At 43.0% G+C, this 13,570-nt stretch carries 13 protein-coding genes; 4 read left to right on the top strand and 9 right to left on the bottom strand.

The window, feature by feature from the left end:
* Positions 1-72: 72 nt before the first annotated feature.
* Positions 73-519 (top strand): cupredoxin domain-containing protein, encoded by a 447-nt coding sequence (locus AC1DOK_RS11080; protein ID WP_477554326.1) that lies wholly within the window; start codon positions 73-75, stop codon positions 517-519.
* A gap of 115 nt (positions 520-634) precedes the next feature.
* Here AC1DOK_RS11080 and ptsP read toward each other — a convergent pair whose 3' ends face one another.
* From ptsP to AC1DOK_RS11060, 4 genes are all read right to left on the bottom strand, one after another.
* The gene (gene ptsP / locus AC1DOK_RS11075) at positions 635-2,374 is read right to left on the bottom strand and encodes a phosphoenolpyruvate--protein phosphotransferase (RefSeq protein WP_477554325.1); all 1,740 of its coding nucleotides are present in this window, start codon (positions 2,372-2,374) and stop codon (positions 635-637) included.
* 15 nt (positions 2,375-2,389) lie between these two features.
* On the bottom strand, positions 2,390-2,653 hold the full coding sequence (locus tag AC1DOK_RS11070; protein ID WP_477554324.1) for an HPr family phosphocarrier protein: 264 nt from the start codon (positions 2,651-2,653) through the stop codon (positions 2,390-2,392).
* A 37-nt stretch (positions 2,654-2,690) separates the two neighbouring features.
* A complete protein-coding gene (nagE, locus tag AC1DOK_RS11065; RefSeq protein WP_477554323.1) occupies positions 2,691-4,136 on the bottom strand; it encodes an N-acetylglucosamine-specific PTS transporter subunit IIBC in 1,446 nt (481 codons plus the stop codon).
* 99 nt (positions 4,137-4,235) lie between these two features.
* Positions 4,236-4,712 carry a PTS sugar transporter subunit IIA gene (locus AC1DOK_RS11060; protein ID WP_477554322.1) on the bottom strand — a complete coding sequence of 159 codons (477 nt, stop codon included), beginning with the start codon at positions 4,710-4,712 and terminating at the stop codon, positions 4,236-4,238.
* A 285-nt stretch (positions 4,713-4,997) separates the two neighbouring features.
* On the opposite strand from AC1DOK_RS11060, the gene AC1DOK_RS11055 reads away from it, so the two are divergent.
* On the top strand, positions 4,998-5,312 hold the full coding sequence (locus tag AC1DOK_RS11055) for a dehydrogenase (RefSeq protein ID WP_477554321.1): 315 nt from the start codon (positions 4,998-5,000) through the stop codon (positions 5,310-5,312).
* Between the two features lie 77 nt (positions 5,313-5,389).
* The gene (locus AC1DOK_RS11050; RefSeq protein ID WP_477554320.1) at positions 5,390-6,121 is read left to right on the top strand and encodes a polysaccharide deacetylase family protein; all 732 of its coding nucleotides are present in this window, start codon (positions 5,390-5,392) and stop codon (positions 6,119-6,121) included.
* A gap of 32 nt (positions 6,122-6,153) precedes the next feature.
* On the opposite strand, the gene AC1DOK_RS11045 is transcribed toward AC1DOK_RS11050, so the two are convergent.
* The gene (locus AC1DOK_RS11045) at positions 6,154-6,822 is read right to left on the bottom strand and encodes an oxidoreductase (RefSeq protein ID WP_477554319.1); all 669 of its coding nucleotides are present in this window, start codon (positions 6,820-6,822) and stop codon (positions 6,154-6,156) included.
* A 194-nt stretch (positions 6,823-7,016) separates the two neighbouring features.
* Between AC1DOK_RS11045 and AC1DOK_RS11040 the strand changes: the two genes are divergently transcribed.
* Complete coding sequence (locus tag AC1DOK_RS11040) at positions 7,017-7,784, top strand: TSUP family transporter (RefSeq protein ID WP_477554357.1); 768 nt, start codon at positions 7,017-7,019, stop codon at positions 7,782-7,784.
* Between the two features lie 37 nt (positions 7,785-7,821).
* On the opposite strand, the gene hrpB is transcribed toward AC1DOK_RS11040, so the two are convergent.
* The 4 genes from hrpB to AC1DOK_RS11020 all read right to left on the bottom strand — a co-directional run bounded on the left by hrpB (position 7,822) and on the right by AC1DOK_RS11020 (position 13,524).
* On the bottom strand, positions 7,822-10,332 hold the full coding sequence (hrpB, locus tag AC1DOK_RS11035) for an ATP-dependent helicase HrpB (RefSeq protein WP_477554318.1): 2,511 nt from the start codon (positions 10,330-10,332) through the stop codon (positions 7,822-7,824).
* Positions 10,333-10,419: 87 nt separating this feature from the next.
* Positions 10,420-12,228, bottom strand: a complete 1,809-nt coding sequence (locus AC1DOK_RS11030; RefSeq protein WP_477554317.1) for an ABC transporter ATP-binding protein — start codon at positions 12,226-12,228, stop codon at positions 10,420-10,422.
* 46 nt (positions 12,229-12,274) lie between these two features.
* Positions 12,275-12,829 carry a spore protease YyaC gene (gene yyaC, locus AC1DOK_RS11025; protein ID WP_477554316.1) on the bottom strand — a complete coding sequence of 185 codons (555 nt, stop codon included), beginning with the start codon at positions 12,827-12,829 and terminating at the stop codon, positions 12,275-12,277.
* Positions 12,826-13,524 carry a copper homeostasis protein CutC gene (locus AC1DOK_RS11020; RefSeq protein WP_477554315.1) on the bottom strand — a complete coding sequence of 233 codons (699 nt, stop codon included), beginning with the start codon at positions 13,522-13,524 and terminating at the stop codon, positions 12,826-12,828. Before AC1DOK_RS11020 ends, yyaC begins: the two co-directional genes overlap by 4 nt.
* Positions 13,525-13,570 lie beyond the last annotated feature (46 nt).

Below are 13,570 nucleotides of genomic sequence, written 5' to 3'. Positions count from 1 at the left end.
CTCTTCTAGCATAGTTGACAAGCCTACGCATATATTACAGTAAGAGATTCTATAATTAGGAGGCATACCTGCATGTTTAAGAGCTTTGTTATTACTAGAAGGCAAATAATCCTGACTGTATGTGTTGCAATCGCCCTACTTGCTGTTGTTGTGCTTGTTCGAATGGAAAAACCTACCGAAGTAACCACTAAACCCATACAAGAACGCACAATCGAAATGGTAACCGGTGAATTTAAGTCTACTTCTGCTGATGGCAAGGTGATCGAAACCTACCGCTGGGACCCTGGCACAATCATTGTTGAAAAAGACCAGCCTGTTAGACTTAGTATTTATGGAGTGAATGGTACTAGTCATCCATTCATTATTGAGGGAATGGACATTAAAGGCGAGGTTAAGCAAGGTAAACAAACGATTGTTACGTTTACACCTACTAAAGAAGGTACCTATCGATTGATCTGTCAGACACATTCCAGCATTGCAAATGGAGGCCCAATGATTGCTTATATTACAGTTGACTAAAATAGCCATCTTTCTGCTTCTATTCGCAGAAAGATGGCTATTTTATCATCATATATACGAATCAATTTCATAATACCTTGCAAGTTATGAAATTGATTCATACTTGAATAAATCCCTATGTCATCTCTGAAACAATTGGTAAGCTTTTGCGTACATATGCTTCAATTTCTGCTGCAGATTGCATGTTTAACGCTTCAGCTGCAATTTGCTTAGCCTCATTCATGTTAATCTTGCTCATAAGCACACGGGCGGGCAGAACAGACCCAGCACTCATGGAGAACTCATCAAGCCCAAAACCAAGTAATAATGGAATTGCGGTTAAATTACCTGCCATCTCACCACACATGCCTACCCATTTGCCTTCATTATGCGCATTCTCAATTGTCATGCGTATAAGTCTTAATACGGAAGGATTCATTGGTTGTGTTAGATGGGATACCTTCTCGTTCATTCGGTCAGCAGCCATCGTATATTGTACTAGATCATTCGTACCAATACTGAAGAAATCAACTTCCTTAGCCAGTTGGTCCGATACAAGAACTGCTGCTGGAATCTCAATCATAATACCTACTTCTAGCTCATGATTATAAGCGATGCTTGCCGCATCAAGTTCCTGCTTCACTTCCTCAAGTATCGCGTTTGCTGCTCGTAGTTCTTGTAAAGTAGCAATCATCGGGTACATGATTTTCACGTTACCAAAAGCACTTGCACGCAGGATTGCCCGAAGCTGTGTTTTGAACATATCCTTCTCGTCCAAACACAGTCTAATCGCACGATATCCAAGGAAAGGATTCATCTCATCCGGTAAATCAAGATAATCAAGCTCCTTATCGCCACCGATATCAAGTGTACGTATAATGATCGGACTACCGCTACCAAATGTTTCTGCTACTTCTTTGTAGGCTTTAAACTGCTCTTCCTCAGTTGGGAAGCTAGCTCGTCCCATATATAAGAATTCCGTACGGAATAATCCAATCCCCTCTGCACCATTACGCTTAGCACCAAGTGCATCACCTGGATTCCCAATGTTCGAAACAATCTCAAGTTTGTGACCATCAGCTGTTACCGACGGCGCATTCAAATATTTCTTAAATTCATCTTTACGTTCTTCATATTTCAGCTTCTTCTCTTGATAAGCCTGAATGACATCCTGAGAAGGGTTTATGATAATCGTCCCCGCTCCACCATCGATAATCACGAAGTCATTATCAGTTAGATGACTAGTCACATCCTTCAACCCAACAACAGCTGGAATTTCCATTGACCTCGCCATAATCGCGGAGTGAGATGTTTTACCTCCAATATTCGTGGCAAAGCCAGCCACTCGGTCACGATCAAGTTGTGCCGTATCAGAAGGTGTAAGATCATGCGCAATTAATACTACGGGCTGATCAAAATCGGTTAATGATTTCTGTTTAGTGCCCAGTAGTAAACTCATAACACGCTTGCTTACATCACGAAAATCTGCTGCACGTTCTTTCAGATAAGAATCATCCATTGCTTCAAAAAACGTAACTAACTCTTCTGTCACATCTTGCAATGCCGCTTCCGCGTTAATTAATTGCTCCCCGATTACTTCCTTCACACGACCGACAAACTCATCATCATGCAGAACAAGGATATGAGTTTCAAAAATTTCAGCTTGCTCTTCGCCAATTTTCACACGGGTTTGTTCTTTTAGTTCTTTGAGCTGTGTAATGGCTTCCTGCACGCAATCTGTAAACCGTGAGACTTCACCTTGTGCTTCATAAATCGTTAAGCTTTTACGTTCAGCAACTAATTTATCTTCCCCCATAATGAAAACAGGTCCGATTGCATATCCTGGTGCCGCAGCTATTCCTGTTAAATTACTCAAGCCAATCACACCACCTTATTCAAAAACAGTTTCTATTATTTCGCCAACTGCTTGCAGCGCTTCAGCTTCTCCGTCACCTTCAGTAATAACTGTGACTTGATCACCTTGCTTCAAACCTAATTTAAGAACGCCAACCATACTTTTGGCACTTGCTTTGGTACCATCTTCTTTGAGTAACTCTACTTTACAAGAAAACACACTTGCCTTCTTTAAGATTGCCCCTGATGGTCTTGCGTGAATACCTGTTGGATTCTTCACGGTGAAAGTTTGCTGTTGCATGAAGTCAACTCCTTTTATAGTCAAAACTATATCTAGCCTATAGTTTATTAATTTCTCCCTTAATTAATTCGGACTGTGTTCCGAATATGACCTGTACAACACCTGACCCAAGCTTCATGATCCCCGCTGCACCAATACGCTTTAGGCCTGGTTCGTCAATTATTTTATCGTCATGCAAGATCAGGCGAAGTCGCGTGATACATGCATCAATACTCTTAATATTCTCTTTACCACCAAGCATTTCAGTTATCATCACTGCTTTATCATGCAGGGAGGATTTACCACCTGTTTCTTTACTAGATTCAACATCAACATCATCGATTTCCCGTCCAGGCGTTTTCAAATTGAATTTTACGATTAAGAAACGGAATAAGAAATAATAAACAACGAAGAATACAAGCCCGATTGGAATTAATAACAATGGCTTAGTTGCTAGTGGGTAGTTAATAGCATAGTCAATTAATCCTGCTGAGAAGCCGAACCCAAGCCTAACGCCGAGCGATACCATAATAAACGCTGATACTCCTGACAATATCGCATGGAATACGTACAACAATGGAGCTACGAACATAAATGCAAATTCAATAGGTTCTGTAATACCCGTTAAGAACGATGCAATTGCCAAACCAATAAATACAGATGCAACAGTTTTGCGCTTCTCAGGTCTTGCCGAATGAATGATGGCAAACGCTGCACCAGGCAGAGCGAACATCATGATCGGGAAGAAACCTGTCATAAATAAACCTGCCGTTTTATCTCCTGCAAAGAATCGGTGTAGATCACCATGAATGATGTTTCCAGCAGCGTCCGTAAAGTCACCAATTTGGAACCAAGCGATTGCATTAATAACATGATGTAAGCCAAAAGGAATAAGCAAGCGATTCGCTGTTGTAAAGATACCTGAACCCCATGCGCCTAATGAAACAACCCAGTTACCAAAAACATCAAGTCCATTTTGTACTGGACCCCAAATTAAACCAAAAGCTAATGCGATAACAACCATCATAATCGATGTAATAATGGGGACAAACCGCTTACCACTGAAAAATCCTAACCAATCTGGAAGCTGTATGTCATGGTATTTATTATATAAGACAGCTGCAACGCTACCTGCAACAATACCACCGAGTACGCCCATATCTAGCTTAACATCACTGCCAATGTAACTAAATGCTTCCGGTACTTTAGTTAGAACATTAGTGAGAACTAAATGGGCAATTACTGCCGCAAGTGCCGCGACTGCATCTCCAGCTAGTCCAATCGCTACACCAATCGCAAATATGATCGGTAAATTATCAAAAATTGCCGCACCGCCTGCGGCTAAGAATGGGGCGATATATTGATTAATAAACTCCCCTGTAGCGCCAAACCCAAAATCCTTTACATAATCAATATTACCAAAACGGAGTAAGATAGCAGCTGCAGGTAATGCAGCAACCGGAAGCATTAAAGATTTTCCGATTTTTTGTAAAAAACCTAACACGATAGCACCTTCCTTTAATGTAAATCTGAGCTGTCTTCGATACTACCCGAGTTATGACTTATTTAGTTAGTTAGAGTTAGTTACTTCATGTTAGCTGAGTTACTTTACCTGTACCTCCATGGCAACTCCCTGACCTGCAGTCATTGAGCCAAATGATTTACTAAGTTTAGCAACAACCTCTGCATTTGCTATGATCACAGGTGTGATTGTTGGGTATCCTGCAGCTTCAATTGCCGCAATATCAAATTCGATTAATGGTTGTCCTTGCTTAACAGTATCACCTGTCTTAATCAAAGGCTTAAAGCCCTCACCTTTTAATGAAACGGTATTCACACCGATATGCATCAATACTTCAATTCCTGATTCATGTGAAATAATGACGGAATGATAAGTATCAATTAGATATGCAACTTCACCATCACAAGGTGAAACGAGAACACCTTTATCCGGTTTAATGGCAATACCATCCCCAATAAATCCTTGTGCAAATGCTGGATCCGGTACTTCTTCTAAACCAACGGCGGTTCCGCTTAACGGGGCTGTTAATGTGACGAGCTTCTTCTTTTTGAAAAACATAAAACCACCTCCAAATTTAATTGTTTTAAGCATGCCCTTTTATACACAAAAAAAGCACGAGCTACGGAGAAAGAAAGCAAAAAAATTGCTACCTTGTCTCACTTAGCTCATGCCTAGTAATTAGTCGCACGCTAAATAATATAAACAAATTATAATATAGTGTATCTTGTTACGTCAATGCAAGTTCGCTATTTGTCCTAGTACTTATTTTATTTTCGATTACATTTAGTTGCTGAAAGATACCTTCTTGCATACAGATGTAGCAATAGAAGGGAGACGATTGATGTGCTCAATGACATGACACAAAAGCATACGAAAAAACCACCTAATTTGAGATCCATACGCAGAGCTTGCCGTAGAGAATTGGAGCGGACGATCAAGAAGCTCAAACAATGGATTCCCTCTGACCAAGTTAAGGAAGCCGAAGAGCTCTATTATAAGCAGGTACTGCTAAATCTCACATTCATTGTAGATAACAGCTCTAATCGCAAAATACAAGCAAATTGGTGGGAAGAGCATGTTGCACCTGGGATTGCATCCATCTGGAATGTAGACGTAACTCGCTTAACACGTGCGTTTCGCGATTCATATGGAGGATAAATTTTCCACCCCTTATATTTTATGCATAGAGGGTACAACCTATTAGGAATCACCTCATGGAATAGGAGCCCTTAAGAATGAAATTCTTCGTCATCGGATGCATTACACTCTGCTTAATATGGGGAACATCTGACCCGTCTTATGCAATGAACATACCCAAAGGACGAAACTATTATGAAGCAAATAACGAAATTGTATGGGAAGTTCCTACGAAAAGCAAGGTCATTGCACTTACCTTTGACGACGGTCCTGATACAATTGAAACGAATGAAATTCTCGCGTTGCTTGAACAATATAATGCAAAGTCGACTTTTTTTGTAGTGGGAAATCGTGTAGATAAATACCCTGAGCTTGTCAAAACAGTTCTTACGGCGGGGCATGAAATTGCCAATCATACGTATTATCACACCTATTTTAATAAACAGCGGACCCCGGCCTTTATTGAGCAGGAGCTCTCCAAAACATCTGATGCCATATTCAGAGCTACCGGAATTAGACCTACACTGTTCCGTCCACCAGGCGGCTATTATAATGAGAACATGGTAAACACGATCAGAAATGCGGGTTACCAGATCATTCTGTGGTCTTGGCATCAGGATACAGAGGACTGGAAGGGCCCTGCTGTATCCAAAATAGTCAATAAAGTTCTGAATAACGCTCGGAATGGGGATATTGTTCTCTTTCATGATCATGTTGAAGGCAAGTCAAGCACACCAGCTGCTTTGAAACAAATATTACCCGAGCTAAAACGTAGAGGATTTGAGTTTATTACGGTATCGGAGTTATTAACATACAAGAAAAACAAATAAACGTTTCTTGATTGGGATTCTAGTCAAAAACACTACTCGGGGCGTGTAGCTATTTCATCCATCTGACTAGAATCATACATATGAATACCAGATGTCCTGCTCATCGCTACATTCATCATACTTCGCGCTACAGTTCTCACATGAATAGCTAAGTGTTTATGAATCAATTTGGGAAGTATGACGGAAATAACATTAATGACAGCTTGAGCCACACGTTCACCAAATCTCACTTCTACACGATCACCTAACAAGAAGGAAGGCCGAAATATATGAAGTGAGGAGAGCTTCAAATCCATTAGGCTTTGTTCAACTTCACCTTTGACACGACTATAGAAAACCCTGGATTTGGCGTTCGCTCCAGTTGCTGTGACGATTAGAAATTGATTGGCTCCCTGCTCGCGTGCTAGCTGTCCAAGCTTCAGCGGATATTGATAATCCACTTGATAGAAGGCTTCTTTGGAGCCTGCCTGTTTGATCGTCGTACCTAGTGTACAGAATACATCTGCTTCATGAAAGCAATCTGCATGCTCCTCTAGTTTATTGAAATCAACTATTCGTTGCTCTAGCTTAGGATGCTGTATATCAAGCTTTCTACGGCCTAATGTGATGACTTTCACATATTTATCATTCGTTAGAAGTAGGTCAACAATTTGCTTGCCGACAAGCCCTGTCGCACCTGCAACTACAGCTGTTAGTCCCATAAAGTGCCTCCTTTATCCATCTACATTCTTTATAATCCAAATATTAGCCTAAAGAGCCCTTGCTGTCGATTAACTAAGTGCAAAAGATTACAGCTTTTAAAAGTGTTGCTGACATGAACGCGTTAACCTATGATAATCCAAGAAGACTATTATTTTTGGGAACCCTTCTTATATGGGCTGGAGGCTGTCAATGCGTGGAACTACCTTCTCTAGAAATTCTACTTTTATTAATTGCAACAGGCTTCATTGCAGCTTTTATTGACTCAGTGGTTGGGGGTGGAGGGCTTATTTCCGTGCCTGCATTACTTGCGATTGGGTTACCACCAAATCTCGTACTAGGAACCAATAAGCTAGCAAGCACAATGTCATCTCTAACAAGTACAACTTCTTTCTTATTATCTGGCAAAATTGAGCTGAGTCTAGTCGCCCGATTATTCCCATTACCTTTTATTGGGGCAGCTCTAGGATCACTTTGCGTGAATGCTATTCCTTCTGAATTTCTTAAGCCTCTTGTTGTCGTCCTATTAGTTGCAGTTACGATCTACACGCTAATGAAGAAAAATTGGGGAAATAAGTCAACTTATGAGGGCGTGACGACAAAGAAAATTGTTCTCTTAGTTATTGCATCAACAGGGATTGGATTCTATGACGGATTTTTTGGACCAGGTACAGGTTCTTTTCTTATATTTGTTTTTCTATTGCTAGGTTTCGATTTTGTCGGGGCATCAGGCAATGCAAAGGTACTTAATTTTGCCTCGAACCTTGCGGCATTAGTCATGTTCGCTATGCTTGGCTCAGTCTCTTATAGTTATGGAATACCGATGGGACTCTCTATGATTGTTGGAGCAATTGTGGGATCAAGAGTAGCTATTAAACGTGGAGCGGCTTACGTGAAGCCGCTGTTTATTATGATAACTGTCGTACTAATCGGGAAGCAGATTTGGGATGTTGTGATGAAATAATAAGAGTTAATAGGAGTTAATAGGTTATATGTATCTTCTATGAACGTGGGCGGATGCGATTGGTTGGTATCGCTTCGAGGGGGTTATCCGGCCAATAATGCTTCGGGTAACGACCTTTTAGATCTTTGCGCACTTCAAAATAAGCGTCTCGCCAGAAACTCTCTAAATCCCGGGTAACTTGTACAGGTCTTTGGGCGGGTGATAGCAGATGTATCGTTAGTGGGATCTTCCCTCCACCAAGACAAGGAGTCTTCTCTAGTCCGAACATTTCCTGTAATCTTACTGCAAGTAATGGGGCAGAAACATCGGTATAATCCACAGCAATCCTCGAGCCACTTGGCACAGTGATGTGCGTTGGTGCTAACTCATCTAGTTGTCTTCTTAGGTCCCACGAAAGCATCGACTCTAAAATTGCTACCATGTTCAGGCGTTTAAGATCATTACTACTTCGATAACCATACAAATGTGGAGCAAGCCAATCAACCATTGTTGCAAGCAAAGCATCGTCTGTTACATCTGGCCAAGCCGTTTGGTCAAGTTGGTGCATAAAAAGAAGCCGCTGCCTCAATTGGTTAGATGTCTTTGACCATGGGAGCAATACTACCCCCTCTTCAGATATGCCTTCTAGAAGTGTATGCATAACTAAATCAGGGTCTGGGTCTTTAAGTGATACCTCTTCTAATATAAGTGCACCTAAGCGTATTTGTTTGCGTGCACGTACAGCTTGTGCAGCGTGATCCCACAGGGTGATCGACTGTTCTTCAATCCGTATGTCTGCTTGTTGCTTAAGATCAACTAAATCGACTGGTGCAGCAAGGTATATCCGGCTCTCAGCTCCTTGATCATCTAGCTCTGCCGCAACAAGATAGGGAGCATTAGAGAGTTGCTGTAATTGTGGGATAACAGCACCACGGCCATTAGTGAGCAGGAACCTTCCACTCGTGCGGCGCTGAGCGATACGATCTGGGTAAGCTAAGCTAAGCAGCAGCCCGCAAGCTGCTGCATCATCCGGTGTATCGCCACTCCTTGAAGGGGCGATCCCAAGCGCTCGCTGCAAGTTACCCGCCTCCGCGAAGATGCGCTTCACAGCTGCATCTTCGCGGACGCTGCTCAGTGCAGCGTGATGGTGACGACGAAGCGCCTCGACGCGTAGGCGCAAGTCGACTCCCGCGGCAGCAGCTTCATCGCCGCGCAATAGATCGCGCTCGCTAAGTAGCGCTGCGAGCTCGCACGCAAGTCTACCAAGGCCGAACTCATCGGCCTTGAGCAGCATATGCGCGAGTCTTGGGTGCAAGCCAAGCTCGGACATACGCCGCCCGTGCGGCGTAATCGCTCCGCCGCCATCCAGCGCACCAAGCTCTTGCAGCAGGTTACGAGCTTGCGCGAATGCTGCTTGAGGCGGCGGATCGAGCCACATTAGCTCAGCTGGCTCAGAAACTCCCCAAACTGCTAACTCTAATGCGAGCGGCACAAGGTCTGCCTCTCTAATCTCAGGTGTTGTATGAGGCACGAGCTGCCGATCCTCTTGCTCCGTCCATAGACGGTAACAGATGCCTGATTCCAAGCGCCCTGCCCTACCTCGGCGCTGATCGGCAGAAGCCTTCGATACCGCAATCGTCTCAAGTCGAGTCATTCCTGTCCGAGGCGAGAACCTCGATACACGCATAAGACCACTATCTACTACAATTCTTACACCATTAACCGTTAAGCTTGTCTCAGCGATCGAAGTCGCAAGGACAATTTTGCGTTCACCAGGCTTAGCTGGAGCAATCGCAGCATCCTGCGCTTCTTGTGATAAGCTTCCAAACAGCGGAGCCACACGAACATTAGGCTTCAAGCTTAGTTGATTAAGTAAGGCTTCCACACGTCTAATCTCTGCTACTCCGGGCAGGAATACGAGCAAATCACCTTGTTCCTGAGCAAGTGCATCTTGAACGATACGGACAATCGAAGTCTCGATCCGTCCATTCACAGGATGCTGCAAATATCTCGTCTCCACTGGAAATGTACGGCCCTCGCTTATTACGATGGGTGCATCATGCAGCAATGCAGCAACCGATTTGGCTTCTAATGTCGCGGACATGACAAGTAAGCGTAAATCGTTTCTTAGAACCGCTTGTGATTGTAAACATAGCGCAAGCCCCAAGTCCGCATGAAGACTACGTTCATGGAATTCATCCAGAATAACTAATCCAACATCCTCTAATGAAGGGTCGGCTTGAAGCAAACGAGTTAGTACCCCTTCAGTAATCACTTCAATTCGTGTCATCGGACTCACTTTCGTATCATGCTTGACCCGGTAACCGACCGTCCGTCCTACCTCTTCACCTAAAGATACAGCCATGTACCGAGCAGCAGCCCTTGCCGCTAGACGACGAGGCTCAAGCATAAGTATACGCCGACCTTCCAACCACGGCTCATTCAGGAGGGCAAGTGGAATTCGCGTCGTTTTGCCTGCTCCTGGAGGAGCTACAAGAATCGTATTGACATGTAAACGAAGTGTGGTTCTTAATTCATCTATAATCAAATCAACAGGCAGCTTCTGCAATCTATAACAACTCCAATTTTATTCAATGCTATATACAAACGGGCACCATACATTCGTTATAAATGCTATATGAATTTGGGCTGATGATCAAGTTGCTATGCCTCCATCGAACTGGGTATGGAATAGTCTAGCGTAAAGTCCTTCTTGTTGTAACAGCCCCAAATGTGTTCCTTGTTCAACGATTTGTCCATCTGCAAGTACTAGAATTTGATCAGCAGCCAAAATGGTAGATAAACGATGTGCAATGACTAGTGTTGTTCGTCCGACCATCAAATCTTGAAGAGCAGCTTGTACATAAGATTCAGATTCTGAATCCAGATGTGATGTTGCTTCATCCAAGATAAGTACACGTGGATTCTTAAGAATCGCTCGTGCTATAGCAACACGCTGACGCTCACCACCAGACATGCGGTGACCACGTTCACCGACCATCGTATCGTACCCATCTGGTAAACTTGCAATTAGTTCATGGATATAGGCTTTGCGGCAAGCCTCTTCCAATTGTTCCTGCGTTGCATCTTCCTTAGCGAATATTAGATTATCACGGATTGAAGCATGGAATAGGAATGATTCCTGTGTAACATACGCAACTTGACTACGAAGAGATTGTAGTTTCAACCCTTTCAAATCATAACCATCAATCTCAACAACGCCTTGAGTTGGATCATATAATCTTGCAATCATCCCAATTAAGGTCGATTTACCTGCACCACTAGGGCCCACGAGTGCGACCATCTCCCCAGGCAATGCTTCTAATGAAATATCATGAAGCACGTTAGTGCCTTGCTCATAGGCAAACGACACATTGCGGTATGTGATACGGCCTTCCGCTGGAGGCAGATCGCTGGCATGATTCTTTTCAACTACATCCGCTTTCATATCCACATATTCAAAAATACGTTTAAACACCCCAAGTGATGTTCCAACCTCTACATTGAGATTCAGCAATGTTCCGAAAGGACCATATAGTCTACCTAAATACGCTGTAAATGCTACAATTTCACCGATCGTCATCGTTTTCTGTATAACAGCGTAGCCACCATATAAATAAATCAGTGCGGTACCTAATGGTCCAAGTACCGTCACGAACATGAGAAACCATCTGCCCATCAGACTCAACTTCACTTCTAGATTCATCACACTATCATTAAGTTGACTGAATTCACGTTCCTGACTTTGTTCACGGCCAAAAATTCGGGTTAATAGTGCACCAGACACACCGAATATTTCTCCAAGCTGAGAGGACATCGTCGCCCTAATCTTCTGTGTTTCATTACGTAGTTTCTTGCGAATCCCCGCCACCTTACGAACGGGTAACATGAATAACGGCAAGATAATGACCGAGATAATAGCCAGTCTCCAATCAAGTGCAAACAAAATGCCAATTGTCGTTAATACGATGGTTAGCTGTGTAATTGAAGATACGACCACATTCGTAACAACACTTTGAACTGCCTGTACATCATCAGTTACACGTTGAATCACTTCACCAGAACGCGATGCGGTGAAGAAGCCCATGGACTGACGTTGTAAATTACGAAATAAGCTAATACGGAGATCTCGCATAACAGCTTGAGCTACTTTCGTATTTAAATAATTCTGCCACACGCCAAGTACACCACTAAGCACAGGAAGAAACACCATCAGAAAGGCAAGCCAAGCAAGTAAGCGCATGTCACTCTGCACAATCGCCGTATCAATAATTTCTTTCATAACAAGAGGAGGAAGAAGTCCGATAACAGCACCAAGTAAAGCTAGAAATATAATAAATAACAGTGATCGCTTGTAATCTTTAAACATACGCCAGACTCGTTTAAGAGAAACATCTTTAACTGAAGCAGGAGTCAATTTCTCAGAAGGACCTCTGAAGGCTCCACCCCGCATACCGTAACTCATGTTGCAATCACACCCTCTAAATTAATGCAAGCTATCAATCATTCTATTAATCTTTCATTTCAATAAGTGGCGGAATGACATTAATAATCGCATTCGAAATAGCCTGAGCCATCATCATCACGCGATAAAGTGAGGTCGTTTGTAGAACAGCATAAGCTTTAGGGCCATCAATGCCAACAATAGCCGCTATACTATAATCGCCCACAGGAGGGAGACCTTTACCTAGGGACTTTCCTGGAAGAAGCGGTCCATTTGCTACTTGAAATTGTCCCACTGAAGAGGGAAGACCTAAACAAGCGTCTATCGCAAGCACTTTGTGCCCAGGGCGAATCTCTGTCAAACGTTCTGCTAGATTCGATGAGTCGCATGGCTGCTCAAGTGTACCAATGATATTCGAATAACCCGCTTTCTCAAGCAGCGAACCGACAATTGGACCTATCGCATCTCCTGTAGATCGATCTGTACCAACACATAAGAATGTGAGGGAATCGCTTGTTATACCTTCATTCAGCAAATACGCCGTGAAGTCAGAAAGTCTTTCTGACCTCACTCTTGTCCTAAATATCCCTTGTTCCTTCAACTTTAATCGTTCTGAGTTCATTTAATTCCATCCAGAAGATCTCGCACTTGGCGCACTCTACTACCCTCTACTTCATCTAATCCACCCCGTGGTCCACGTACTGCTGTACCCAAATGGATTTCTTGTACACCTGTTTCACTGATAAATGAGAAAATCGAATCAACACTTATTCCTCCACCAGCGAGTATTGATATATGGGAGTCCTTACGCAATCCTTCAAGTCGTTTAAGCTGATCAATTGCTTGAAGCGCACTAGGCTTGCCTCCTGATGTCAGCACACGCTTAATTTGCGAATAGTTCGTCAATTGTTCATAAGCCCCTTCTTGATCTGCAATTTCATCGAATGCACGGTGGAAGGTTACATCCATATCCTCTGCAGCAGCAAGTAAGCGCTCAAGTGCTGCTGTATCAACCTGCTGCTCCTTCGTCAACACACCTAGTACGATACCTACGCCTTCTCGGACATACTGACGAATAGCTTTAATATCACGAATCATTGTCTGTAAATCAGCTTCGCTATATACAAATGAGCGACTATGCGGTCTCACCATAACTTGTACTGGTATGTTAACACAATGTGCCGTTTGCTCAATTAAACCAATACTTGGCGTCAAGCCACCTTCCATAAACCCAGTGATCAGTTCAATCCGATCTGCCCCACTCTCTGCGGCGATTCTTGCATCATCTACTGTCGTTGCGATAACTTCAAGCAGCATTTATCCAAACTCCTTCTTATGTATATACTTATTCCAATTATTACGA

The organism is Paenibacillus sp. P5_B5 (assembly GCF_056400365.1).
This window is presented reverse-complemented; position numbering and strand designations above follow the sequence as displayed.